At 42.2% G+C, this 26,311-nt stretch carries 28 protein-coding genes; all 28 read left to right on the top strand.

Annotated features, from left to right (window positions below):
• Window positions 1–144: 144 nt before the first annotated feature.
• Complete coding sequence (locus tag AEQ18_RS02120; protein WP_054114722.1) at window positions 145–1,077, top strand: phosphate/phosphite/phosphonate ABC transporter substrate-binding protein; 933 nt, start codon at window positions 145–147, stop codon at window positions 1,075–1,077.
• 88 nt (window positions 1,078–1,165) lie between these two features.
• On the top strand, window positions 1,166–1,954 hold the full coding sequence (gene phnC / locus AEQ18_RS02115; protein WP_054114721.1) for a phosphonate ABC transporter ATP-binding protein: 789 nt from the start codon (window positions 1,166–1,168) through the stop codon (window positions 1,952–1,954).
• Window positions 1,951–2,733, top strand: coding sequence for a phosphonate ABC transporter, permease protein PhnE (phnE, locus tag AEQ18_RS02110; protein WP_054114720.1), 783 nt, complete (start codon window positions 1,951–1,953; stop codon window positions 2,731–2,733). The genes phnC and phnE (AEQ18_RS02110) overlap by 4 nt, the downstream gene beginning before the upstream one ends.
• Window positions 2,730–3,521 (top strand): phosphonate ABC transporter, permease protein PhnE, encoded by a 792-nt coding sequence (gene phnE, locus AEQ18_RS02105; RefSeq protein ID WP_200908887.1) that lies wholly within the window; start codon window positions 2,730–2,732, stop codon window positions 3,519–3,521. The genes phnE (AEQ18_RS02110) and phnE (AEQ18_RS02105) overlap by 4 nt, the downstream gene beginning before the upstream one ends.
• Before the next feature lie 120 nt (window positions 3,522–3,641).
• Complete coding sequence (locus AEQ18_RS02100; protein WP_054114719.1) at window positions 3,642–4,556, top strand: diacylglycerol/lipid kinase family protein; 915 nt, start codon at window positions 3,642–3,644, stop codon at window positions 4,554–4,556.
• 92 nt (window positions 4,557–4,648) lie between these two features.
• Window positions 4,649–5,194 carry a GNAT family N-acetyltransferase gene (locus tag AEQ18_RS02095; protein ID WP_054114718.1) on the top strand — a complete coding sequence of 182 codons (546 nt, stop codon included), beginning with the start codon at window positions 4,649–4,651 and terminating at the stop codon, window positions 5,192–5,194.
• A 210-nt stretch (window positions 5,195–5,404) separates the two neighbouring features.
• Window positions 5,405–8,179 (top strand): sigma-54-dependent transcriptional regulator, encoded by a 2,775-nt coding sequence (locus AEQ18_RS02090; protein ID WP_054114761.1) that lies wholly within the window; start codon window positions 5,405–5,407, stop codon window positions 8,177–8,179.
• Window positions 8,180–8,397: 218 nt separating this feature from the next.
• Window positions 8,398–8,892 carry a PTS system mannose/fructose/N-acetylgalactosamine-transporter subunit IIB gene (locus tag AEQ18_RS02085; RefSeq protein WP_200908888.1) on the top strand — a complete coding sequence of 165 codons (495 nt, stop codon included), beginning with the start codon at window positions 8,398–8,400 and terminating at the stop codon, window positions 8,890–8,892.
• A 68-nt stretch (window positions 8,893–8,960) separates the two neighbouring features.
• Complete coding sequence (locus AEQ18_RS02080; protein WP_054114716.1) at window positions 8,961–9,953, top strand: mannose/fructose/sorbose PTS transporter subunit IIA; 993 nt, start codon at window positions 8,961–8,963, stop codon at window positions 9,951–9,953.
• Window positions 9,954–9,983: 30 nt separating this feature from the next.
• Entirely contained in the window at window positions 9,984–10,787 is an 804-nt protein-coding gene (locus AEQ18_RS02075; RefSeq protein WP_054114715.1) for a PTS mannose/fructose/sorbose transporter subunit IIC, read from the top strand.
• Between the two features lie 20 nt (window positions 10,788–10,807).
• Complete coding sequence (locus AEQ18_RS02070; RefSeq protein ID WP_054114714.1) at window positions 10,808–11,719, top strand: PTS system mannose/fructose/sorbose family transporter subunit IID; 912 nt, start codon at window positions 10,808–10,810, stop codon at window positions 11,717–11,719.
• A gap of 110 nt (window positions 11,720–11,829) precedes the next feature.
• Entirely contained in the window at window positions 11,830–12,195 is a 366-nt protein-coding gene (locus tag AEQ18_RS02065; protein WP_054114713.1) for a DUF956 family protein, read from the top strand.
• Window positions 12,196–12,269: 74 nt separating this feature from the next.
• The gene (locus AEQ18_RS02060; protein WP_054114712.1) at window positions 12,270–12,509 is read left to right on the top strand and encodes a GlsB/YeaQ/YmgE family stress response membrane protein; all 240 of its coding nucleotides are present in this window, start codon (window positions 12,270–12,272) and stop codon (window positions 12,507–12,509) included.
• A 103-nt stretch (window positions 12,510–12,612) separates the two neighbouring features.
• A complete protein-coding gene (locus tag AEQ18_RS02055; RefSeq protein WP_054114711.1) occupies window positions 12,613–13,119 on the top strand; it encodes an RNA polymerase sigma factor in 507 nt (168 codons plus the stop codon).
• The gene (locus tag AEQ18_RS02050; protein WP_054114710.1) at window positions 13,103–14,146 is read left to right on the top strand and encodes an anti sigma factor C-terminal domain-containing protein; all 1,044 of its coding nucleotides are present in this window, start codon (window positions 13,103–13,105) and stop codon (window positions 14,144–14,146) included. Before AEQ18_RS02055 ends, AEQ18_RS02050 begins: the two co-directional genes overlap by 17 nt.
• Window positions 14,147–14,252: 106 nt before the next feature.
• The gene (locus AEQ18_RS02045; RefSeq protein ID WP_054114709.1) at window positions 14,253–15,317 is read left to right on the top strand and encodes a M24 family metallopeptidase; all 1,065 of its coding nucleotides are present in this window, start codon (window positions 14,253–14,255) and stop codon (window positions 15,315–15,317) included.
• Between the two features lie 197 nt (window positions 15,318–15,514).
• Window positions 15,515–15,940, top strand: a complete 426-nt coding sequence (locus AEQ18_RS02040) for an Asp23/Gls24 family envelope stress response protein (protein ID WP_054114708.1) — start codon at window positions 15,515–15,517, stop codon at window positions 15,938–15,940.
• Window positions 15,933–16,394 carry a transcription antitermination factor NusB gene (gene nusB, locus AEQ18_RS02035; RefSeq protein WP_054114707.1) on the top strand — a complete coding sequence of 154 codons (462 nt, stop codon included), beginning with the start codon at window positions 15,933–15,935 and terminating at the stop codon, window positions 16,392–16,394. The genes AEQ18_RS02040 and nusB overlap by 8 nt, the downstream gene beginning before the upstream one ends.
• Before the next feature lie 182 nt (window positions 16,395–16,576).
• Window positions 16,577–16,936, top strand: a complete 360-nt coding sequence (locus tag AEQ18_RS02030; protein ID WP_054114706.1) for a cupin domain-containing protein — start codon at window positions 16,577–16,579, stop codon at window positions 16,934–16,936.
• Window positions 16,926–18,572 carry a peptide ABC transporter substrate-binding protein gene (locus tag AEQ18_RS02025; protein ID WP_054114705.1) on the top strand — a complete coding sequence of 549 codons (1,647 nt, stop codon included), beginning with the start codon at window positions 16,926–16,928 and terminating at the stop codon, window positions 18,570–18,572. The genes AEQ18_RS02030 and AEQ18_RS02025 overlap by 11 nt, the downstream gene beginning before the upstream one ends.
• Window positions 18,573–18,774: 202 nt before the next feature.
• On the top strand, window positions 18,775–19,617 hold the full coding sequence (locus AEQ18_RS02020) for a bifunctional methylenetetrahydrofolate dehydrogenase/methenyltetrahydrofolate cyclohydrolase (RefSeq protein WP_054114704.1): 843 nt from the start codon (window positions 18,775–18,777) through the stop codon (window positions 19,615–19,617).
• A gap of 9 nt (window positions 19,618–19,626) precedes the next feature.
• A complete protein-coding gene (xseA, locus tag AEQ18_RS02015) occupies window positions 19,627–20,979 on the top strand; it encodes an exodeoxyribonuclease VII large subunit (RefSeq protein ID WP_054114703.1) in 1,353 nt (450 codons plus the stop codon).
• Window positions 20,960–21,181: an exodeoxyribonuclease VII small subunit gene (locus AEQ18_RS02010; RefSeq protein WP_054114702.1), complete on the top strand. Its 222-nt coding sequence runs from the start codon at window positions 20,960–20,962 to the stop codon at window positions 21,179–21,181. Before xseA ends, AEQ18_RS02010 begins: the two co-directional genes overlap by 20 nt.
• Window positions 21,178–22,074, top strand: a complete 897-nt coding sequence (locus AEQ18_RS02005; protein ID WP_054114701.1) for a polyprenyl synthetase family protein — start codon at window positions 21,178–21,180, stop codon at window positions 22,072–22,074. Before AEQ18_RS02010 ends, AEQ18_RS02005 begins: the two co-directional genes overlap by 4 nt.
• A complete protein-coding gene (locus tag AEQ18_RS02000; RefSeq protein ID WP_054114700.1) occupies window positions 22,071–22,892 on the top strand; it encodes a TlyA family RNA methyltransferase in 822 nt (273 codons plus the stop codon). Before AEQ18_RS02005 ends, AEQ18_RS02000 begins: the two co-directional genes overlap by 4 nt.
• A gap of 97 nt (window positions 22,893–22,989) precedes the next feature.
• Window positions 22,990–23,439 (top strand): arginine repressor, encoded by a 450-nt coding sequence (locus tag AEQ18_RS01995; RefSeq protein ID WP_054114699.1) that lies wholly within the window; start codon window positions 22,990–22,992, stop codon window positions 23,437–23,439.
• A gap of 20 nt (window positions 23,440–23,459) precedes the next feature.
• On the top strand, window positions 23,460–25,133 hold the full coding sequence (gene recN / locus AEQ18_RS01990; protein WP_054114698.1) for a DNA repair protein RecN: 1,674 nt from the start codon (window positions 23,460–23,462) through the stop codon (window positions 25,131–25,133).
• A 95-nt stretch (window positions 25,134–25,228) separates the two neighbouring features.
• Window positions 25,229–25,963 carry an alpha/beta hydrolase gene (locus AEQ18_RS01985; RefSeq protein WP_054114697.1) on the top strand — a complete coding sequence of 245 codons (735 nt, stop codon included), beginning with the start codon at window positions 25,229–25,231 and terminating at the stop codon, window positions 25,961–25,963.
• The last annotated feature ends 348 nt before the right edge of the window (window positions 25,964–26,311 follow it).

Here is a 26,311-nt window from a genome sequence, read left to right as displayed (position 1 = left end):
TCGTTCGTGTTTTACGAACGATTAAAAAAATATAACGGATATAAAATAAAAATCGGTTGTTTTGTTGTGTTTTTTTCCTTATAATCAGATAGGAAAGTTCGGTATTTCATTTTGTTCTATTTTTAGTTGAAAAGGGGAAAAGTAATGAAAGTTTGGAAAAAAGCGGCAACACTTGGATTAGGAATGGCAGCAGCATTGACATTGGCAGCGTGCGGCTCAGGAGATTCTGCTACAGATGCTTCTGGTGAAGAAAGTTATGTACCTGAGGAGCTGACTGTTCAATTCGTCCCATCTCAAGCGGCTGAAACTTTAGAAGCCAAAGCAAAACCATTAGAACAATTATTAAGTGATGAGTTAGGGATTCCGGTAACGGTAAGTGTGTCGACCGACTATAATACGATCGTTGAAGCGATGGCTTCAAAACAGGTGGATGTTGGTTTCTTGCCGCCAAATGCGTATGTATTGGCGCACGAACAAAGCAATGTGAAAGTATTGTTGCAAGCACAAAGATACGGGATCAAACAACCTGGCGGTGAAGCAACGGATGAATTGGTAGACAGCTATCGTTCAATGATCGTTGTCAAAAGCGACAGCGGCATCAAAGATCTTGAAGATTTGAAAGGCAAGACGATCGCAACCCAAGATGTGACTTCTTCTGCAGGATACGTATGGCCAGTAGCTGAGATGCTGAAAGCTGGTATCGATATCAATTCTGATGTAACGACTGTTCAAGTCAAAGGACATGATCAAGCAATTCTTTCTGTATTGAACGGTGATGTGGATGCAGCATTCGTGTTTGAAGATGCCCGTAATACGGTGAAAAGCGACTACCCAGAAATCATGGATGAAGTCGAACCAATGTACTTCACTGAGCCGATCCCTAACGATACGATCAGTGTCCGCAGTGATATGAGCGAAGAGTGGGACAAAAAGATTCAAGATGCTTTCATTGCAATTGGTCAAGATGAAGAAGGCAAGCAAATCATCTCTGATATTTATTCACACGAAGGCTATGTCGTTTCACAAGACAGCAACTTCGATATCGTCAGAGAGTATGCCGAACAAGTAGGTCAATAATCTATCCATAGCTCGGAAAGGGTGCCGGTTCTTGAGGTACCCTTTTCGAATGTAAGGCGATTTTTTAACAAAAGAAAGTAGGAGAATCATGGCAGTAGAGAAAGAAACGATTATTTCATTCCAAAACGTGACGAAGCAATATCCAAATGGTGTTTTGGGGCTGAAAGATCTGAATATTGATATTAAAAAAGGCGAGTTTGTGATTGTCGTTGGTTTATCAGGTGCCGGCAAATCAACGATGCTGCGTTCGATCAATCGTCTGCATGAAATCACAAGCGGTGAAATTTTGATCGATAATCAATCAATCACGAAAGCCAAAGGAAGATCCCTGCGTTTGATTCGACGAGACATTGGCATGATTTTCCAAAGTTTCAATTTGGTGAAGCGTTCGAGTGTCTTACGTAACGTGTTGACAGGAAGGGTCGCCTATCATCCGACGATCAAAATGCTATTTGGGTTGTTTCCGCAAGCGGACAAAGAATTGGCCTATCAATCCTTGCAACGGGTCAATTTGGCAGAAAAAGTGTATACCCGTGCTGATGAATTATCCGGTGGGCAGCAACAACGTGTTTCCATTGCTCGGGCATTGACGCAGGAGCCGAAAATCATTTTGGCAGATGAACCTGTGGCCTCTTTAGATCCTTTGACAACAGAAAAAGTCATGGATGATTTGAAACGAATCAATCAAGATTTAGGGATTACGATCGTCGTCAACTTGCACTCGGTGCAATTGGCGAGACAATATGGTACCCGGATCATTGGACTGCGCGATGGCAGTTTGGTCTTTGATGGACCTGTCAGTGAAGCTACAGATCAACGCTTGAAAGAAATCTATGGCAGTGAAATCATGGAAGAACAAGGAGGAGAAGCTTTATGATGACCAACACGTTGCCGAAACGCAACGGTTTATGGAAAAATGTCTTATGGCTGGCAATCTTCCTTATGGTTCTTTATGTCAGTGGGTCGATCTCTGGTGTGGATATGCCGCGCTTTTTTGGCAACATGGGCCAGATGAATATCATTTTGCAAAAAATGGCGCGTCCAGATTGGGCATATGCTTCGGTGATCGTTGAGCCGATTTTGCAGACGATTCAAATGGCGATCGTTGGTACGACCTTTGGCGCAATTGTTGCGCTGCCGTTTTCATTGCTTGCTGCGCGAAATATTATGACCAATGATTTCATTAGCGGTATTTTTCGTTTTGTTTTGAACATTATTCGTACGATTCCTGATCTGATGATGGCGGCATTGTTTGTCGCAATTGTTGGGATCGGTCCGGTAGCCGGTGTGATTTCGATCTCGGTGTTCTCATTTGGGATGATCGCGAAATTGTTTTACGAATCGATTGAAACGATTGATGAGGGGCCTATCGAGGCGATCACTGCTTCCGGCGGGTCAAAATTTGATATTATTCGCTATGCGGTGATGCCGCAAGTGATGAGCCACTTCTTGAGCTACTTGCTCTATGCGTTTGAAATCAATATTCGTGCATCGACGATCCTAGGCTATATCGGTGCTGGCGGGATTGGGGTCTTTTTGCAACGCTCATTGAGTCAGTTTAGATATGATCAAACATCGATTATTGTTTTGGTGATATTTGCGGTTGTATTGGTGATTGATACGATCAGTAATAGATTAAGGGAGCGATTAATATGATGTTACCTGCTGAACCAAAACAAAAGAAGGTAAGAAATTGGCTGATTGCTGGTGTGTTGATTCTTATTTATATATGGGCATTTTCGGGTATTCCGTTTAATGGTGTCAAAGACAATGCCGGGCAAATCGTTGGGTCGATTTTTCAAGGGTTGATCAATCCGGACTGGGATTATGTCTATACCGGCGATGGAGAAGATTTGATCAGTTTGATGATTCAAACGGTGGCGATTGCCTTTGTGGGGACATTTATTTCCTCTTTGCTGAGTATTCCGTTTGCCTTTTGGGCTGCGCGAAGCAAAAATAGTCCGCGTTTGTTGTCTGGATCTGGAAAAATCGTCCTCACAGCCTTTCGAACATTCCCAGAGATCGTATTGGCTATTATGTTTATCAAAGCTGTTGGTCCAGGTTCTTTTGCCGGTGTGTTGGCAGTAAGTGTCCATTCGATTGGAATGTTGGCCAAACTATACAGTGAAGCCATCGAAAATATGGACAATGGTCCTTCTGAATCTGTGATCAGTGCTGGTGGAAATCGTTGGGACGTGCTGGGATTTGCCACACTGCCGCAGTTGATTCCTGAATTCTTGTCCTTCACCTTGTACCGCTTTGAATTGGCCGTTCGTTCTGCTTCGATTTTAGGGATCGTAGGGGCTGGCGGGATCGGTACGCCGATGATTTTCGCCATCAATGCCCGTTCATGGAGTCGTGTGGGGATCATATTATTGGGTATCGTGGTGACTGTGACTTTGATCGATTTTGTTTCTGGTCGTCTGCGGAAACGGTTGGTTTGATCGATACTTTGCACATTGGCTGTTGCCAATGTGCTTTTTTCGTGGTGTCAAAAAAGACAAGCTGCTGCTGATTTTGCTATACTTGGTGTAGCACATACTATTTCTAAGGAGGTTGTTTTTATGAAAGCACTATTGATCGTGAATCCTAGTTCTGGCGGAGAACAGGCAAAGGAATATGAACAACAAGCCAAAGATAAGCTGGCTTCTTTTTTTGATGAGGTTGAAGTCAAGCATACAGAAAAAGCGGGAGATGCCACGCAGTTTGCCTCTGATGCTGTTGGTGCTTTCGACAGTGTCTTTGCAATGGGCGGGGATGGCACTGTGAATGAAGCCATCAGTGGTTTGGCTCCCCATGAGGATCGACCGGCTTTCGGGTTCTTTCCTCTGGGTACAGTCAATGATTTGGCTCGGGCATTAGCGATTCCCTTAGATCCTCAAGAAGCAATTGATTCTTTTGACGCTGCGCATTCACGGAAAATCGATATTGGACAGATCAATGACGACTATTTCATGAATGTCGTGGCGATTGGTATGATCCCGGCAGCTATCAATCAGGTGGATGTCGAAGAAAAAACGAAATTAGGTAAAATGGCCTATTTTGTTTCCGGATTACGTGAAGTCCGAAAAAATGAAAGTCATCAGTTTGAGATCGACCTGACGGCAGCAAATGAAACAAAACACGTATCGATCGAAAGTAGTACCTTGATCATCGGCTCATCGAATAGTGTGGGTGGTTTTGAATCCTTGTTACCTAAAGCCAGTACCAAAGATGGCAGACTGCATTTGATTTATTTGAAAGACAGCAATTTGTGGGAAACGATCAAGAGCATTCCTGAATTGCTCAAAGGGGTGTCGGAATCAAATGAAGTGTTAGGGTATGAAACCTTTGAGCAAGCCACGATCTCAATCAAAGATAGTGGCTCGATCGAAACCAATGTTGATGGAGATGCTGGACCGGAATTGCCAGTGACCATCCGAATAGTGCCGCAACATTTACAAGTTTATTGCGGGAAAGAAAAAAATGCCGTGTCATAAATATCCCGTGAAAAAAAACAATCCCTTTGTCGGATTGTTTTTTTGTTTCAAAAAGAGTATACTATTGAAAATTTCACGAAAAGAGGGATCTCATGGATATACGTTCAGCGACAATAGCAGACGCCCAAAGCTTATTAGACATTTATGCTTATTATGTACTGCATACACCAATCACATTTGAAACGGAGATACCAACGATAGAAGATTTCAGTGAAAGGATCCGTACAATCTCAAGCAGATATCCTTATTTGGTCGCCGAAGAAGCGGGACGTATATTGGGTTATGCCTATGCGACAGCTTATAAAGGGCGGGCAGCCTATGATTGGACGGTGGAAGTCACTGTTTATTTGGATCAGTCCGCACAAGCCAAAGGAATTGGTACTGCTTTATATGATGCCTTAGAAAATATACTTAAAGCGCAGCACATCGTGAACTTGACCGCCTGTATCACTGGAGGCAATCAGCAAAGCGAAGGATTTCATCAAAAACGCGGTTATCAACGGGTAGCTGATTTTAAAAAGGTCGGTTATAAATTCAATCAATGGCACGACGTGATCTGGATGCAAAAAATAGTGCAAGAATTTCCTGAGGAAGTGCCTCCGTTTCAACCAATACATGCGTTGCCAGGACACCCATAGACATATGAGTGTCTTTTTTTTCTGAAATGCATTATTCTTAGGCTAAGTTGGTTGTTGTTCGTGTGAAAGATAGCATAGATGTGCTATTTTATATAAAAATTTGCTTTTTTTAGAAAAAATGATTAAAGTAGTCAAGTGGAAAAAAACAAGGAGGCGAAGCTGTTGGGGAAGCGAATTGAGCGTATTTATCAATTTATCGTTGAAAATACAATGAGCGGCTTAGGAGAAAAGAAAGGGTTGTCGACATCTGAAGTCGCTGATCATTTAGCGATTCAACGCAGCAATGCCAGTAAAGATCTAAATCAGCTCGTCAAAGAAGGCCGCGTCCAAAAAAGTGACACACGGCCTGTTCGTTATTGGGCGATGGTCAATGAAAAAGCGCCTGAGAACTACGTACCTAGTTATATGGAAAATCGCCCGCAACGAGAGAAAGCGCATCCGCAACGTGTACCTGCGGTCAAAAGTAATCGCGATATTTTTTCGACGATCATTGGTGCCAACGGCAGTATGAAGAATGCGGTCGAGCAAGCCAAAGCAGCGATTCTATATCCGCCTAAAGGGCTGAATTGCTTGATCACTGGGCCAACAGGTTCAGGGAAGACCTATTTTGCCCATGCGATGTTCCAATTTGCCAAAACCAATCAAGTGATCGCAGAAGAAAAAGAACTGATTGTCTTCAACTGTGCCGATTATGCCAATAATCCAGAGTTGTTGATGAGCCATCTGTTTGGTTATGTCAAAGGGGCATTTACTGGTGCTGAACAAGAAAAAGTTGGGATTATCGATCAAGCGGATGAAAGTATGCTGTTTCTGGACGAAATCCATCGTTTGCCCCCAGAAGGACAGGAAATGATCTTTTATTTTATGGATCATGGCACGTTCAGTCGTTTAGGGGAAACTGGCAAAAATCACCAAGCCAATGTGCGGATCGTTGGGGCAACGACGGAAGATCCCAATTCGACATTGTTGGATACATTTACCCGAAGGATCCCCATCAATATTCAGTTGCCATTCTTCGAAAAAAGACCTGCGTCAGAAAAAATCGAATTGGTCCGCGTACTGGTTGGTCAAGAAGCAACCCGTATCCAAAGAAGTATCACACTGACAGAAGACGTGGTCAAAGCGTTGATTGGCAGTGTCAGTTTTGGCAATATCGGCCAACTAAAGTCCAATGTCCAACTGGTTTGTGCCCGCGGTTTTTTGAATCATATGCAAGCCGAAGAAATTGAAATCGAGTTGATGGATCTGCCTGAAGGCATTCGTTCAGGATTGATCGTCTTGGGCAATCGACGCAACGAATTGGCGGAGTTGTCGAAAACATTGGCGCCGAAGGTCAGTGTACAGCCAAATGAGAATTTGAACGACATTCAATCGGATGCCTATGAGCTGCCGTATAACCTATATGATATTATTGGCGACAAAGCGGCATTGTTAAAAGCGGATGGGTTAGACCAAGAAGCAATCAATCATTTTATTTCAACAGATATCAATGTCCATTTAAAATCTTTTTACAAAGACCATGGATTCTCCTTCAATTCAGTGAATAAACTCAGTGAATTTGTCGATCAAAAGGTCATCACAGTGACGAACCAAATTTACGAGATGGTCCGGAATCGATTGCAGGTAGATTTTCAACAGAACTTTATTTATGCTATGAGTTTGCATATTAGTTCATTCTTGAAAAAAATCCACTTAGGTGAAGAGCGACAAACCAATGATAATATTCGGCAAATGGTGGCCGATTACCCCGAAGAATTTGCAGCGGCTAAAGAAGTGCGGGCCTTTATTGGCGAAAGTTTTCGGGTAACGATCCCTGAAAGTGAGTCTTACTATTTAGCTGTATTGCTTGTTTCACTGAGAACGACGCACTCATCGGGCAAAATCGGTGTCGTCGTTGCCGCTCATGGCAATAGTACCGCCAGCAGTATGGTTCAAGTCGTGAAGCAATTGCTGGAAGTGGATCAAGTCACAGCTGTGGATATGCCATTGGATATGCCGCCAGCGGTTGCCTTGAAAAAGATCGTAGAAAGTGTGAAACAAGTCAATGATGGCAGCGGTGTGATGCTGTTGGTCGATATGGGCTCACTGGCAACCTTTAACAGTGAGATCCAACGAGAAACAGGAATCGCGGTTCGTACGGTCGATATGGTCACTACATCGATTGTTTTAGAAACGGTACGTAAAGCTTCAGTGATTGGCACAGATATCGATCAACTATATGATTCATTGCGGAAGTTTCGCGGCTATGGCGTTGTGACGAATGAGGAGCCTGCGCAGCAAAATCATCATCCAAAAGCGATTTTAGCCATTTGTGCTTCTGGGAAAGGGACGGCGCAAAGAATCAAGGAATTGATTCAAAGTTCATTGTCAAAAAGACAAAATCAATCTGTCGAAGTTGTGACACTAGCTGTTGCAGACTTACGCTCTGAATTAGAAAGTATCCAACAGCGATACCAATTGATCGCATCTACAGGAATCGTTGATCCGCATATCGACGCGCCGTTCATTTCCTTGGAACGCTTTATCGATCAAGATGTCGATCAGCTGCTAGATGATATCCTTCTAGACAATGAGTTGAGCTATGAAGATGAGGTTCAGTTGGATGACCAACAGTCCAAAGCTATTTGTATTGGCTACTTAGAAGAAAACTTTACCTATATCAATGCCAAGAAAGTGGTTGATCCATTGTGGCAGTTTAGTATCGAGTTGATTCGTGACTTAGAGCTGAATGATGCCCGCCAAGGATTCCAAATCAATTTCGTTTTGCATACTGCCGGGATGTTGGAACGCATTGTCTTGCGTCAACCATTGACGGTTTCAACCGAGGAGTTAGCAGACATGTATCATCATCCACAATATGAGCAGCTGCATGTACATGTTCAATCTTTTGCACGCTTGATGAACTTAGCGATTCCCGATGCAGAGGAATACTATTTGTTGGCCCTCATCAAGAACCATCAAGAAAAAGAACTTTATTTGAAATAAAAAAGAATACAGATACACTAAAAAAGATACACTTTATTCTAGTGTATCTTTTTTAGTGTATTGTTCTATTGTTGATTCTTAAGCTTTTTACAAGATTAGTGTATTGTTAAAAGTTGGCACGCAACTTGCTTATATATAAGTGGATACAGGAGGTGATCGAAAAAAGAACGGATCCTCAAATTGTTCAGCGGATCGATGTAGGAGGTTTTACAATGGGAATGGATATACGTCTTGCCCGGATCGATGACCGTTTGATTCATGGTCAAGTCGCCACAGCATGGTCGAAACTGACGGGTATCAACCGAATCATCGTGGTCAGTGATGAAGTAGCCAATGATCAATTGCGTAAGTTTCTTTTGAAAGAAGCTGCACCGCCAGGAATCAAATCAAATGTCGTAACGGTAACGAAAATGCTTGAGGTAGCACATAACACATTATTTAATACCCAAAAAGTCATGTTATTATTTACTAACCCTCAAGATGTCGTGACCCTCGTCAAAGGTGGCATTCCAATTCACTCAGTGAATATTGGTGGAATGAGTTTTTCAATGGGAAAACGCATGATCACAAACTTTGTTTCTGTCAATGACCAAGATCTTGACGCTTTGCTCTATTTACAAAAGCAAGGTATCGAAGTCGAGATTCGTAAAGTTCCAGCTGACCGCAAAATTTTTTTGAAGGATATTTTAGAAAAAGAAAGTAGTCACTCTTAATTTTTCGTCGTTGTTTTTTCTTTCAAATTCGTGTCACAATGTTCAATTTTGAAATAGGAGGTAAAAAGATGGTAGGAATTATCCTAGCAAGTCATGGAGAATTTGCAAACGGCATTTTGCAATCCGGTTCAATGATTTTCGGCGAACAAGAAAACGTTAAAGCTGTTACATTGATGCCAAGTGAAGGACCAGATGACATCAAAGCAAAAATGCAAGAAGCGATCGCTACATTTGATGACCAAGAAGAAGTATTGTTCTTAGTTGACTTATGGGGCGGTACACCATTCAATCAAGCCAACAGTTTGTTTGAAGACCACAAAGAAACATGGGCAATCGTGGCAGGTATGAATTTACCGATGGTGATCGAAGCGTATGCATCACGTTTTTCAATGAATAAAGCCCATGAAATTGCGGCGCATATCGTTGAAACAGCGAAAGAAGGGGTCAAGGTCAAACCTGAAGCGCTTGAACCAGCAGAAGCTGCTGCACCAAAAGCGGTCCAAGATGACCAACCAAAAGGTTCACTTCCCCCTGGAACTGTTCTAGGTGATGGCAAAGTCAAAATTGTTTTGGCACGTGTCGATTCTCGCTTGTTGCACGGCCAAGTTGCGACAGCTTGGACAAAATCAGTCAATCCTTCACGAATCATCGTTGTATCTGACGCAGTTGCCAAAGATGATTTGCGTAAGAAATTGATTGAACAAGCAGCGCCTCCAGGCGTGAAAGCAAACGTGATTCCGGTAGATAAAATGATTGAAGTTTCTAAAGACCCTCGTTTTGGGAATACAAAAGCTTTGCTATTATTTGAAAATCCGGAAGATGTTCTGCGTGCAGTTGAAGGCGGCGTTGATATTCAAGAAGTCAATGTTGGTTCGATGGCGCATTCTGTCGGTAAAGTTGTTGTAAGTAAAGTATTGTCAATGGGAACTGAAGATGTTGCTACATTTGAAGAATTAAAAAATCGCGGCATTAAATTCGATGTACGTAAAGTACCGAATGACTCAAAAGACAACATGGATGAAATCTTACGCAAAGCAAAAAATGAATTAGCAAACAAATAGAATTGTATTCAACTAAATAGGAGGTCTATCATGACTATTATATCTATGGTATTAGTAGTACTCGTTGCCTTTTTAGCTGGTATGGAAGGAATCTTGGATGAATTCCAATTCCACCAACCACTAGTAGCTTGTACATTGATCGGTTTAGTAACCGGTAACTTAGAAGCATGTATCATCTTGGGTGGATCATTACAAATGATCGCTTTAGGTTGGGCAAACATTGGTGCCGCTGTTGCACCGGATGCGGCTTTAGCATCTGTGGCATCTGCAATTATTTTGGTATTAGGCGGACAAGGTACTGCCGGCGTTGATACAGCAATTGCTGTTGCGATTCCTTTAGCAGTAGCTGGTTTGTTCTTAACAATGATCGTTCGTACTTTGGCTGTGCCAATCGTTCACTTTATGGATGCTGCAGCTGAAGAAGGCAATATCCGTAAAATTGAAATGTGGCATATCGCTGCAGTTGCTATGCAAGGGGTACGTATCGCGATTCCTGCAGCAGCATTGTTAGCAATCCCTGCACAAACAGTACAAACATTCCTAGAATCTATGCCTGCATGGTTAACTGATGGTATGGCTATCGGTGGTGGTATGGTCGTTGCCGTAGGTTATGCAATGGTTATCAACATGATGGCAACTCGTGAAGTATGGCCATTCTTCATTATTGGTTTTGTGATTGCGGCAATCTCTCAATTGACATTGATCGCTATCGGTGCATTGGCAGTAGCTATCGCATTGATCTACTTGAACATTACCAAAATGGGCGGATCATCTAATGGAGGCGGCGGCGGAAACACTGGCGACCCTCTAGGCGATATCTTGAATGACTATTAGAACCGAAGGAGGAGAAAAAAATGGCAGAAAAAATTCAATTAAATAAAAAAGATCGTTTAGCCGTAGCATGGCGCTCTACCTTCATTCAAGGTTCATGGAACTATGAACGTATGCAAAATGGTGGTTGGGCATTCTCAATGATTCCAGCAATCAAAAAATTATACAAAACAAAAGAAGACCGTGCCGCTGCATTAAAACGTCACTTGGAATTCTTTAATACCCACCCATATATTGCTTCACCTATTTTAGGTGTAACATTAGCGTTAGAAGAAGAACGTGCCAATGGTGCGCCAGTCGATGACGTAGCGATCCAAGGGGTTAAAGTTGGGATGATGGGTCCTTTAGCCGGTGTCGGTGACCCAGTATTCTGGTTTACAGTTCGTCCGATGTTAGGTGCATTAGGTGCTTCTCTGGCTTTAGGCGGAAACATCTTAGGCCCAATCATCTTCTTCTTGGCATGGAATATCATCCGTTGGGCATTTATGTGGTATACCCAAGAATTCGGTTATCGTGCCGGTTCTAAAATCACTGATGACCTTTCAGGCGGATTGTTGCAAGATGTAACAAAAGGCGCGTCTATTTTAGGGATGTTCGTCTTAGGTTCACTTGTACAACGTTGGGTGTCTGTATCCTTTGCACCAGTTGTTTCAAGAGTCCCTCTTGATGAAGGTGCCTACATCGATTGGGCAAACCTACCTTCTGGTTCAGAAGGCATAAAAACTGCCTTAGAACAAGTGGCCGAAGGTCGCGCGTTGTCTGATGTTAAAGTGACTACACTGCAAAATAACTTGGATCAATTGATTCCTGGTTTGGCTGCCTTGCTATTGACACTTCTATGCATGTGGTTATTGAAGAAAAAAGTTTCTCCAATCATCATCATCATTGGCTTGTTCTTAGTCGGTATTGGTGGACACTTGATCGGATTGCTATAATCTTTTCAAAACGAAGTGCTTGGGGTGACCCAAGCACTTTTTTACATATTCGCCAAATGACGCAAAAACACGTATAATATAGCCAAACAAAGAAATGGAGCAGACAACAGATGGTACAATCTTTGAATACAAAAGTTGATTTGACAATCAATGCGACCTCGTTTTTAGGTATCAATGAATATGGCAAAATCATGATCGGTGATAATGCCTTTGAATTTTATAACGATCGTGACAAACGAAAATTTATCCAAATCCCTTGGGAAGATGTAGACTACGTGATTGCGTCTGTCATGTTCAAAGGGCGGTGGATTCCTCGCTATGCCGTAAAAACGAAGAAAAACGGTACCTACACCTTTTCTTCCAAAGAACCAAAAAAAGTCCTGCGTGCCATTCGCGTGTATGTTGATCCGGATCATATGGTGCATTCTCTTGGCTTTTTCGATGTGCTGAAACGGGCATTTGTACGTAGAAAATAACACGTAAGCATAATTTTTTTCAATCATCGCTTCCTATGGTACGCTAAGAGTGTATAAATGAAGGAGGTGTTCCGATGCACTTTTTATGGACATTGATCGTCGGTGCGGTCATCGGTTCAGTCGGTGGTGCGATCGCTGGTGAAAAACGCGGCTGTATTTTTGACATCGTAGCTGGATTGGTAGGGGCTTCTATTGGTCAAGCATTATTTGGTAATTGGGGTCCCCAAGTGGCTGACATGGCCATTGTACCTGCTATTATCGGCGCGGTTATTTTCGTCGCAGTGGTTTCATTTTTCTTTGGACGAAAAAAATAATTTGATGCAAGAGCATTTTATCTTTGAAGATGAAATGCTTTTTTTTTGTGACTTTTTTTCACCTGGCACGTATAGTAAATGTAAAAGGGAAGGGGCGTGTAGGGTGAAATTGGATCAATTCGAGGGGATCTACAACTTGTATGGGAGAGAGTGCTATTTGTATGCCCTCTATTTCACTAAAGACACTCTCCAAGCAGAAGACTTAGTCAGCCAGGCCTATTTAGCGATCCTTAATGCTCTTCCCTTTTTACGTGAAGATCAAATCAAATATTATTTATTCAAGACGATCAAAAATCGATTTATTGATGGTCAGCGAAAGGACAAACGGCATCAGTTATGGCAACGATCAGCACGCACACATCTGGCATCAGAAACGGAGGGAACACAATTGGACGTTATGATCAAAGAAGAAGAAAGAAGGTCATTGTTTCGATCCATTGATCGTTTGCCAGAAGATACACGAGAAGTGATTCTGCTCTTTTATTTTATGGAATTGTCCATTGATGAGATCGCTAGCTATAAAGAATGGACCTATACGCAAACCAAGAATCGGCTATATCGCGGACGGCGATTACTAAAGGAGGAACTATTACATGAATCAACCATTTGATTTCAAGGAAATCCAACTGCAAGTCAAAAAACAACAGCGGCACCGCAATTTAGGGCTAGTCTGTGTGATCACCTTGATCGTTTTGTCGGTTATTTTTGGTGCGCCCAGACTTGTCGATTCTTTTTTCTATAATCCCAAAAGCGGTAATCAGCTGTCGGATGTTGATAGTTATATTATCAATCGACAAATCAATAATGAACTGACAACACAAAATCAAAGTCTAAGCCGCTATGAGATCAACGCAGAAGGGTATGGCAAATATGCGGTGACTGAAATTTATCGAAATTTTGCTCAGAATCAAACAAATACGAAAACCTATACAATCAATCGAAATCAGCTAAAAGAAACGCAATTATCAATACCAGAAATGACTGATTATTTATTTGAGCAGCGTTTCCGGGATTCATCATCTGATGTGTTTACTGAAAGTGAGTTACATAAAGAACTGCTATTGGCGAAAGTCAAAGAACTGCCAAAAAGTACCGATATCATAGCGACGGTCATTTTTGACGACGATTTGTCATTAGATGAATTAGCAGAGTGGCAAACGTACAACTTGGGTCAAGGAGAAGTGTTATGGACCGCTGTACGCAGCGAAGTACCGACAAGCAATCAAGATTATCAGCCATTAGGTTTTGCCAGTGTTTATAGCAGCGTTTTACCGAGTGAACGACAGATTGACCAATCTTATTTGGAGGAATTTCCCTTTCTCACACATGGGAATGCCACCAATGCACAAGGAATGAACTATTCAGAAACCGAACAGCAAGCAGCTCATTTCACATCGATGCTGCATTTTCTACAGACGCAAACTGACTTTCTGGCACTTGAACCAGCCTATGATCGAGAAATCATATCTTCCGAACAGATTGCTGACACACTTTCATACGTAGGAGAACACGGAGTCAATACATATGGGGTATCTGTACGTATCAATGTGGATCAACTGATCGCTTTGTTGGAAACCGGAGAGAATGTGTTGGCGGTCAATGTAACGGAAACGACTTTATTTAATTTAATTCGATGAGTGAAGTCGGACAGGTTCTTTTTTCAGAAAATGTTTCCATTCTTTCCGCTTTTTCTTGAAGTTTGCTATAATAAACAAGAAGTGTAAAAGAAAGGTTGGAAAATATATGTTAAGAGTTGAGAAGTTAAGAGAAGCAATGCGCAAAGAGTCTATCGATGGCTTTTTGATCACAAGTCCATATAATCTGCGGTACTTGACGAATTTTACTGGGACCACTGGTCTGGCAGTCATTACCTTGAACAAAGCATTTTTTGTGACGGACTTCCGTTATACAGAACAAGCAGCGACACAAGCTGTGGGCTTTGAGATCGTGAAAAATAGTGGGCCAATCTTCGATGAAGTAGCAACTATCTGCAAAAATGAAGAAATCAATGTTCTGGCCTTTGAAGAAAGTTACGTCAGTTTCTCTGATTATTCAGTGTTGGAAGACTTGGTTGAAGAATCTTCATTGGCCCCAATTTCAGGCATGATCGAAAATTTACGGGAAGTCAAAGATGAATCAGAGATTGCGTTGATTCAACAAGCTTGCCATATTGCTGATCAAGGATTTGAGCATATTCTTAAAATGGTTCGCCCAGGAATGACAGAGATCGAAGTGGCCAATCAATTAGATTTCTTCATGCGTTCATTAGGTGCGACAAGTGTATCCTTTGATACGATCGTTGCCAGCGGATTACGCTCAGCAATGCCTCATGGCGTAGCTAGTGAAAAAGTCATTGAACAAGGTGATTTGATTACCCTTGATTTTGGCTGTTACTATCAAGGATATGTATCGGACATGACTAGAACTTTTGCCGTAGGCGATCCTGGCGATCAATTAAAGGATATCTATAAAATCGTATTAGAAGCACAAGAAAAAGTGTTGGCTGCAGCGAAACCTGGGATGACAGGTATCGAATTAGATGGTGTTGCCCGGGATCATATCGCTTCTTATGGCTACGGGGAAGCCTTTGGTCATTCAACTGGTCATGGCATTGGTTTAGAGATCCACGAAGGGCCAAATGTGTCATTCAGAGCAGATAAACCGTTTGTCGTCGGTAATGTGATCACGGACGAACCGGGTATTTACTTGCCAGGAATTGGCGGTGTCCGAATCGAAGATGACTTACTGATCACTGAAACAGGCAATAAAGTATTGACCCACGCGCCAAAAGAATTGATCATCTTATAATCTGACTCGCTTGTGAACAGGAAATTCATTGAGAAAAGTGGGTTATTATAGATTATCCGCTGAGAAAATGATAAACTAAAAACGAGAATAAACCTCTCTGCAAAGCGCAAATGGCAATCAAGCATGTTTCGTCAACAAATGAAGCGTGAAGTTGCGTTGCTCATTTCAGCAGATGTTCAAAAATGGAGGCAAAACAGATGAACGAAGATAAAAATCTAGTCTTAGACGCTAGTCCTGAATTGGGTGAAATCGTGATCGCGCCTGAAGTCATCGAGATCATTATTGGTATCGCAGCTTCTAAAGTAGACGGTGTCTATGGCATGCGTGGTACATTCGCCAACAGCGTGACTGAGCTTTTGGGCCGTGCAGCCCATGGTAAAGGTGTTTACCTGACAATCGATGAAACAGGGATCAAAGTCGATCTTTACAGCTACATGACTTATGGTGTTTCTGTTCCTAAAGTGGCGATGGAGATTCAAGAGCGCGTGAAACAGCAAGTCTTATTTATGACAGATGTACAGTTAACTGAGGTCAATGTCCATGTTGTCGCTGTCGTACCAGAAAAAGTGGATTTACCAGATATCGAAGAATTATTCGGAAACGATGAGGAAGAAAATGAGTAAAGAATTATCAAGACATGACATTCGGAAAATGGCGTTACAAGCATTATTCCCACTAGACTTCAACAAAGATTTAACCAAACAAGATGCAATCAGACACGCCATTGAGTTAGAACATCATGAATTGATCGATGAAGAACAAGAACATTTTGTTCCTGCCTATTTGGATCAATTGGTGGTTGGTGTATGTCATTATAAGGAAGAATTGGATCAAGTGATCCAAAGCCATTTGAAAACCGGCTGGAAGATCCAACGTCTATCCAAAATGGATGTGACGATCTTACGTATTGCATTGTATGAAATGACCTATGTGGACAACGTACCTAATCGAGTGGCTCTTAATGAAGCCATCGAACTTGCCAAAACCTTCAGTGACGATCAATCACGGAAATTTGTCAATGGTATTTTGTCGACAGTCAATCAAGAATTGTCTGCTGAAGATAAAACGAAAGAATAATGATGAAACACCTTGATAGAGATATCAAGGTGTTTTTTTATGAATACAATTTAATTAAGAAATGTAATTTTCGCTATTATTTATCTTATATGGTATATTATTTTATTAAAATTGAACAAAAAGTTGACTTTTTGTGTTCTTAAAGTTTTAATTGGATAAGAACAAAAAAAGGAAGTGGATAAATGATTATCAAAGGGAAAAGTGAACAAACTGGGTTGCAAACAATTTTTACAACAAAGAATCAACCGAACACAACTGTAACAATGGGTTATATTACTTTATTGCCAGGAGAACATATTCCGGAACACGGCTTCTCCAGACACGATCAAGATGAATATTCTTATGTCATCAAAGGTCAGGCGCATACAGTACTAGAAGATGGGCAAGATATTGTTGGTAAAGAAGGAGATTTCCAGTTAATAGCGGCTGGGGAAGGGCACAAAAATTATAATGATAGCCAAGAGACCGCAGAACTCATCTGGATACTTGTTGATTCGACCTACACAAATGAGGTGAAGGAAGGTGATCACCATGAAAAGTAAAAATAGGTATGTTGCTTTGCTGATTATATGTATTGTTACCATACTTTCTGCATGCGGAGGAGAAAATCCAGAAAATTCAAACGATGTAAATGGGGAGCACATCATTCGCATGATGTCTTTAAGCGAGTTGACTTCGTTGGATCCAGCGGCAATGTTAGATTTTCCTGATGCGATCATTCAGAATGCATCCTTTGAAGGTTTGTATTTTCTAGATGAAAATGATGAGGTCCAACCAGGCGTTGCCAGTGATTTACCTGATATTTCGGCTGATGGTAAAACCTACACATTCACCCTCAGAGAAAACGCCAAATGGAGCAATGGTGATGCGGTAACAGCAGCTGATTTTGAATATGCTTGGAAAAGAATGATTGATCCCGAAAATGGATTTTTGTACAATTTTTTGATGCACGACTTAATTGAAAATGCTTCGGAGATCGCAACTGGTGAAATGGATCCAGAGACATTGGGTGTTCGCGCCATCGATACTAACCTCTTGGAAGTCAAGTTGACCAATCCAGCACAGTATTTTACGTCTTTAATGGTATTCCCAATTTTCTTTCCTCAAAACAGAGAAGTGGTTGAAACTTTCGGATCTGACTATGGTACCAACAGTGAAAGTATTGTATTCAATGGTCCTTTCATTGTAGAAGATTGGCAGCAATCGCAAATGGACTGGCGTTTGAAAAAGAATCCTGCTTATTGGAACCATTCAACAATTCCAACCGAAGAGATCCATTTTCAGGTTATTAAAGAAACATCGACTGCGTTGAATCTTTTTGAGGATGATCAATTGGATGTGGCAATAGTAACAGGTGAGATCGCTAAGCAGATGCATAACAGTGAGACGTTCCAAAGCTATCCCGCAGCAACAATGGATTATATCCGTCTAAATCAACAAAGAAGAGGACAAGCAACACCCTTAGCAAATGAGAACCTCCGAAAAGCATTGGCATTAGGTATTGATAAAGATAATTTGATCACTAATATTATGGCCGATGGTTCTAAGCCATTAGATGGTGCCATCACAGAAGGATTTGTGCGTAATCCTAAATCTGGGGAAGATTTTCGCTCGGAAGCGGGATCTCTGATGCAATATGATCCTGAGCAGGCATTATCTTTTTGGCAACGGGCACAAGAAGAGCTAGGAGAGTCAATTACCCTCGATTTGCTGACAACAGACGACAGTGGATATAAAAAAATGGGTGAAAGTTTACAATGGGCATTGGAGGATCTTTTTGATGGTTTGACGGTCACGATGCGTTCAATGCCAGCAGAAGTTGCTTTAAATACAGCTAGTGAAAGTGATTATGATCTGTTTTTGATTTATTGGACGCCAGATTATCAGGACCCCTATTCGACGTTGAAAATGATGTATAGTGGCAACAATCGGCATTATTCAAACCCTGAATACGATCGCTTACTCGATGAAGCTCGATTCACTTATGCTTTAGAACCAGAAAAACGCTGGCAATCAATGATTGCGGCTGAAAAAGAATTGATGGAAAATACGGCTGGAATGATCGTACTTAGTCAAAATCAAAACTCAGTCCTTCAAAAGTTGACAATCAGCGGATTGAATTACCATACATTTGCAGCGCCGATGTCGTTGAGAAACGTCACGAATGATTTAGAATAAATGCGCTTTTTGTAAAATAAATGTCTTGTCTAGAGAGCCTGTCGATTTGAGAGGTTCTTTATTCAATTATCAAACATTTAACGATGTTTTTCTTTTCAGAAAATGCTATGATAGATAGCATAAAGTCTTCAGTCCATCAGGCTGCAGTCTTTTGATGAATTCAAATAAAATGATGGTTTATCAGGTTGGAGGAATTGTCAGAATGGCTACATTGATCAATGGAAAAGAATTAGCAGATAAGATGCAAAGTGAATTGAAAACAGAAACAGCTGGGTTGAAAGAACAAGGCATTACACCAGGGTTAGTCGTATTGCTCGTAGGCGAAGACAAAGCCAGTCAAACCTATGTCAAAAACAAAGAACTGGCTGCAACAAAAATTGGCATCCACTCTCAGGTAGCCCGTTATTCTGAAACAATCAGTGAAGAAGAATTATTGCGTGAAATAGAAAAATATAATCTTGATGAGGCTTTTCACGGAATATTAGTCCAACTGCCTTTACCTAAACATATCAATGAAGAAAAAGTCCTTTTAGCAATCAAACCAGAAAAAGATGTCGATGGATTCCATCCGATGAACCTCGGGAAACTATTTGCTGGTGTACCTGATCGAATTCCGTGTACGCCTTATGGTATCATGAAGATGTTCGCCGCTTATGGCATTGAACTTGAAGGCAAAAATGCCTTAGTGATCGGCCGCAGTAATATCGTCGGTAAACCGATGGCGCATCTGCTGTTGGCTGAGAATGCCACAGTCACGATCGCCCATTCTCGCACAAAGGATTTGCCAGCATTGGCAAAACAAGCCGATATTTTGGTTGTCGCTATCGGGCGCGGTCATTTTGTCACGAAAGAATTTGTCAAAGAGGGTGCGGTCGTGATTGATGTCGGCATGAATCGTGATGACCAAGGCAAACTGATCGGTGATGTGAAATTTGACGAAGTAGAGCCAATCGCCAGTTATATCACGCCTGTTCCTCGGGGTGTAGGACCTATGACGATCACGATGCTGATGGCACAAACCATTGAAGCAGCAAAGGAGCAATGAAAAATTTAAATGGCACAAGAATATCTCACAGTCACGGCCTTGACCAAATATTTAAAACGCAAATTTGATGCAGATCCCTATTTAGAGCGGGTCTATTTGACGGGGGAGATCTCTAATTTCCGTCGGCGACCCAATCATCAATATTTCAGTTTAAAAGATGACGGAGCCAAAATATCGGTGGTCATGTTCAAAGGTGCCTTTGATAAATTAAAGTTCCAACCTGAAGAAGGCATGAAAGTCATGGCTGTCGGCCGCATCACCTTATATGAGGCCAGCGGCAACTATCAGATGATGATCGAACACATGGAACCCGACGGTGTAGGCGCATTGTATCAAGCTTATGAACAATTAAAGCAAAAACTGTCAATCGAAGGGTTGTTCACTGCGCCGAAGCAGCAATTACCGCGCTATCCAAAGCGAATCGCTGTCTTAACAAGTCCCAGCGGTGCAGTGATCCGCGACATTATCACAACCACCCAAAGGCGTTATCCAATCGCAGAAATCGTTTTGTTTCCAACTGTTGTACAAGGCAGCAAAGCAGCAGATGATGTGGTTAAAAATATTGCCCGTGTGGAAGCAGATGGACAATTTGATACGATGATCATCGGGCGCGGCGGCGGGTCGATCGAAGACTTATGGCCTTTCAATGAAGAACGGGTAGCGCGGGCTATCTTTGCCGCAAAAACACCGATCATCTCATCAGTTGGTCATGAAACAGACACGACGATCGCTGACTTGGTGGCAGATGTTCGGGCAGCAACACCGACAGCAGCAGCTGAATTGGCGGTGCCGGTATTGGCAGAAGAAATCTTGCGGATCGAAGAAAAGCAAGCACGCTTATCGCAAGCTTTTATGCATCAGATCCAGCGCAAACAAGAACGGTATCAACGAGCCATCGGTTCTTACGTCTTTCGACAGCCGGAACGCCTATATGAAGCCCAATCGATCAAGCTGGATCAATTGCAGCAACGTATGAATCAAGGGCTGCAATCGATGCTTTTCGACAAAGACAAACAAGCAAGGCAAGTCATTCACCGTTTAGAGCAGCAACAACTGCAAAACCGCATCAAGTCTGCACAACAAGAAGTTGCCTATCTCTCACAACGTTTGAGTAAAAGTATGCAGGATACCTATGCGGCGAAAGAAAATCGGTTGTTGCAAGCCATCCAATCCCTGGATTTATTGAGCCCACTAAAAATCATGGGTCGAGGTTATACCTATACGACCAAACAAGCGCAAGTGGTACGATCGGCTGCGGACCTGACAACGGGCGATCGATTACAGATCCATTATCAAGACGGTCGAGCAGAAGTTGAAGTAATTACGATTGAAGGAGAAGAAAATGGCAAATCCAACATTTGAAGAATCATTACAAGAATTAGAACAAATCGTTACTCGTTTGGAACAAGGGGATGTCCCTCTGGAAGAAGCGCTGACCGCTTTTCAACAAGGGATGATCTTGAGCAAGCAATGTAAAGATACCTTGAGCAATGCAGAGAAGGCATTAACAAAAATGATGACTGATGCAAATGAGGAAGTCGTTTTTGATGAGGCGGGTCAATGAGCAAGTTAACAAGATTCACCAATGAACAAGCCCCACATATCGAAGAGGTCATGGTGCGTTTCGTCACCGAACAGACCAGTGATCCTCGCCTTGCTGAGAGTATGCTATACTCGATCCATGCTGGCGGCAAGCGAATCAGGCCTTTGCTGCTGGTTGCGACAGTAGCCGCCTTTGACAAGCCAATTGATTTACCAGTGTATCAATGTGCGGCAGCTTTGGAAATGATCCATACGTATTCCCTGATCCACGATGATCTTCCCGCTATGGACGATGATGATCTCCGCAGAGGCAAACCGACCAATCATGTCGTATATGGCGAAGCATTGGCGATTTTGGCTGGTGACGGTTTATTGACCGCGGCATTTCAACTATTGTCGATGGCAGATATCGAAGCCGACAAAAAAATCCTTTTGTTGCAACAGTTGAGTCAATCGGCTGGTACCAAAGGCATGGTTGCGGGACAAGCAGCGGACATCCAAGGCGAAAACCAAACACTGACATTAGATGAATTGATGGCAATCCATGCTCGGAAGACGGGAGAACTGATTCGTTTTGCCGTAGTGGCGGGGGGCGTTTTAGCCAATCAATCAGAAACCGTACTTCAGGAATTGGATCAGTTCGCACAGCATATCGGCTTGGCTTTCCAGATACGTGATGATCTTTTAGATGTCATCAGTACGACAGAGGCGCTTGGGAAAGTTGTCCATCGTGATGATGCATTAGCGAAAAGCACCTATCCAGCACTGTTGGGTCTGGAAGGAGCCAAAGCTGAGTTAACAAAAGAATTGGCACTGGCTCAGCAAATTTTGGCGCATCTAAGCGCATATGGGCAATTTGATCCGACTGTACTTTCCGCTTTTATTGAACGATTTGAGGTTGAAGAAAACCAATGAAAAAAGAACGAGTAGATGTATTAGCAGTCCAACAAGGTCTGTTTGAAACAAGAGAGCAAGCAAAACGTGGTGTGATGGCTGGTTTGGTTTATAAAGAAAGCAATAATGAGCGCTTAGATAAGCCAGGAGAAAAGATCGCCGCCGATACCTTATTGCAGATCAAAGGGAAAAAACTCCCTTATGTATCTAGAGGGGGCCTCAAATTGGAAAAAGCCCTCAAGATTTTTGACTTGAATGTGCAAGACAAAATCCTTTTAGATATCGGTGCTTCTACCGGTGGGTTTACAGATGCTGCCTTGCAAAATGGCGCAGCCAAGAGTTATGCACTAGATGTCGGGTACAATCAGCTGGCATGGAAGCTGCGGCAAGATGAGCGGGTGATCGTGATGGAACGGGTCAACTTCCGCTATGCAAAATCGACGGATTTCCTTGAAGGATTGCCAGAAGTGGCGACGATCGATGTTTCATTTATTTCCTTAAAACTTATCTTGCCGCCGCTTTATGAGATTTTGGTGACTGGCGGTGATGTGATGGCATTGATCAAACCGCAATTTGAAGCAGGTAAAGAGTCAGTTGGTAAGAATGGGATCGTACGAGATCCCGCAACGCATCAGCGCGTAGTAGAGGAAATTATCTCATTTGCGGCCGAAACGAAATTTGATGTGCTAGATCTAAGCTTTTCGCCAATCACTGGCGGTGAAGGCAACATTGAATTTATCGTGCATTTGCGTAAATCGGATACGATGGGCAAGACTGATGGGATCGATATACCGGGCGTTGTCGCACAAGCCCACGAAACATTCCATCATTCGAAATAATCAATCCAAGAGAGTGGACATTTAAGGTGTCAGCTCTCTTTCTTTCTGAGCCAAAATAGGATAAAATTAATAGGAATTCATTCAGGAGGAACAAAAGATGAGAAAAAGAGAACGGCATCGCCTGATTACCAGACTGCTTAACGAACAAGATGTTCAAAAACAGGAAGACTTTGTTGGATTATTGCAAGAACGCGGCGTTTCAGTGACACAAGCAACCATATCACGAGATATCAAAGAATTAAAACTCGTGAAAGTACCTGCGCAAAGTGGCGGCTATCGATACAGCATTCCCCAAGAAACAACGGAAGATGTATATGGCAAATTAGACAAAATATTAAAAACTGCTTTTGTTTCAATCGATCGAATGGATAAATTTGTTATCCTCAAAACATTGCCAGGTAATGCTTCGGCGCTGGCTAATTTGATAGAGAAACAATATGTCAAAGAATTGTTTGCTACACTAAATGATGATGACAATGTCCTGATGATCACCAGAACCGAAGAAGATACGGATCGTTTGTTCAAAGATTTTCAAAGATATATCTGAAGCACAGGGGAGTGGCAGAAATGTTATTAGAACTTTCAATCCAAAATTTTGCGATCATTTCAAATCTGCACCTTTCGTTTCATGAAGGGATGACAGCACTTACCGGGGAAACAGGTGCCGGGAAATCGATCATTATCGATGCCATGGGCTTATTGGCAGGCGGCCGCGGGTCGAGTGATTATTTGCGTCAAGGCGCAGATAAATGTCGCTTAGAAGGTATTTTTGAATGGCCATTGCAACCTGAATTTCATTTGTTGGCAGAAGAACTCGGTATCGATGAAGAAGAAGTGTTGATCGTGCAGCGGGATTTTACACAGTCTGGCAAGAATCTTTGTCGTGTCAATGGACGGACGGTCACCTTATCCGTACTTAGACAGATTGGGCTTTTTTTGGTCGATATCCAAGGACAAAATGAACACCAAGAATTGCTGCAGCCTGAAAAACATTTGTCTTTATTAGATGGTTTTGGAGATGAGCAGTTCAAAACTGAATTGGCAATGTATAGAGAGGCCTATCAATCTTATCGCGCATTAGAAAATCAAGTGCGTACGATCCAAGAAAATGAACAATTATATGTGCAGCGGATGGATATGCTGCAATTTCAACAAGAAGAAATCGCACAAGCAGCGCTGGTAGAAGATGAGGAAGCGCAACTGGTGGATGAGCGGGAAAAATTGATCAACTATCAAAAAATCGTTGATGCATTAAGTCAGAGTTATGCTGCCTTGTCCGCCGAAGAAGCCAATAGTGTGGATGGAGTGAGCCTGGCACTGACAGAAGTCCAAGGGATCGCCCATTTAGATCCTGCTTATGAAAAAATCAGCGAAACGATCCAAAGCGCCTACTACTTGCTGCAAGATGCAGCGGCCGATATTTCACGGCAAGCCGACAATCTTGAGCTAGATGAAGGACGTTTGGAAGAAGTGCTCTCTCGCCTTGAAACGATTCGTCAATTAAAACGCAAATATGGTGAATCGATCCCAGTCATTCTGGCTTATTATGACAGTATCAGCAAAGAAATCAGTGAGTCTGCTTATACTGAAGGTCAATTAGAGCAATTAGAGGCAGAATTGGCGCAAAAAGCAGACGAAGTGTGGCAACTGGCAGAAGAACTTCATGTGAAACGCAGAGAAGCTGCGCATCGCTTAGAAAAAGAAATCGTTCAAGAATTAAAAGAACTTTATATGGAACATGCCCAGTTTGACGTGCGATTTGCCAATAACAGCAAACAACTAACAGCCAATGGATTTGATGTGGTTGAGTTTTATTTGACGACCAATCCAGGGGAAGGGTTGAAGCCTTTGGTTCGCGTAGCCTCAGGCGGCGAACTCTCGCGCATCCTGCTCGCCTTGAAATCGATCTTTTCTCGCAAACAAGGCATTACGAGTATTGTATTCGATGAAGTGGATACTGGCGTCAGTGGTCGAGTTGCTCAAGCAATCGCAGAGAAAATTGCCAAGATAGCGGCTCATTCGCAAGTCTTATGTATCACCCATCTACCTCAAGTCGCTGCAGTAGCTGATAACCAATACTTCATCGAAAAAGCCATTCAAGACGGACGAACAGAAACCCATGTCCGTAAATTGGCGCAGCAAGAACGCGTAACTGAGATTGCTCGGATGTTATCTGGGGCGGAAATCACAGATTTGACTGTAGAACATGCGAGAGAGTTATTGTCGCAAGCACATCAATAATCAACAAAAAATAGTAGGACATGGACACATCGGTTGGTTCGATTCAACTAAAAAAACTGATGTAGCCAGGTTCTTTTTTTATAAGGAGGACAATTGTGAAAAAAAGAAATAAAATCTTGATTGGTGTGATAACCGCGTGCATCATTATAGGGATCGGCGGATGGTTTGGTTGGCAAAATATTCATTACCCACCAGTTGACGAAGCAATACAAGCTGTAGAAAAAGCAGAAGACAAAGGAGATTTTCTTTATTTTGCCGGAGATGAGGCAAAGCCGCTCGTCATTTTTTATCCCGGCGCATTGGTCGATGCTGAAAGTTATAGTGTCTGGGCTTCTGGTGTAGCAGCACAAGGTTATGCTGTGGCAATCGTCAAGATGCCCTTTGATTTGGCAGTGCTGGGCGGCAATCGTGCCGCAAATGTCTTAGATGAGGTGGCGCAAACCTCCTATGTGATAGGAGGACATTCATTGGGCGGGGTCATGGCTAGTCGATTCGCGGCCAATGAGGGGGACGGATCTGAGCAAACCTTAGCCGGTGTGTTTTTCTTCGCCAGCTACCCTGATGAAAAAGGCTCCCTTGCTAAAAGTGATCTGCCTGTTCTGTCATTGATTGGCAGTCAGGATCAAATCGTTAACCATGAGAATTGGCAATCCGCAAAAACTTATTTGCCTGAAACGACGCTTTATCAAGAAATTGATTTAGGGACTCATGCAGGGTTCGGTACCTATGGAGAACAAAGAGGCGAAGAACAAACAAGTTTAACCAACGAAGAACAGCAGCAAATCATCGTTGACAAGATGGCAGCGTGGTTGTCGTCTTTAGAAGAATAAAAAAAGACAGCAGAGGAAGCATGAATGCTTCTTCTGCTGTTTTCACTCAACACACATTTTGGGGAAATGTCGGTGAATGGACGAAAACATTGAACATAACATAAAAATGCTTGATATTGGGGAAGCAAAAATAAATGTAGTGTTCTTTTACAATCGTTTTCTAAGATAGTATAGCATATATTAGAACTATCATGCACGTATTTACCTTTCGAAATAAATGTAGATTATTAATTTATTTCGTTATTTTTATATTGAAGTGAAATTGGATTAAAAAAACTGAAAACCGATGGTGTCGAAAAAATAGCAAATAATAATTCTCATTAAATTGAAGAAATGGTAAAATGGAAA

It is taken from the genome of Enterococcus sp. RIT-PI-f, from assembly GCF_001297065.1.
Lineage (GTDB): Bacteria > Bacillota > Bacilli > Lactobacillales > Enterococcaceae > Enterococcus_D.
The sequence above is the reverse complement of the archived record's forward strand: the minus strand, read 5'-3'. Positions and strand labels throughout refer to the sequence as shown.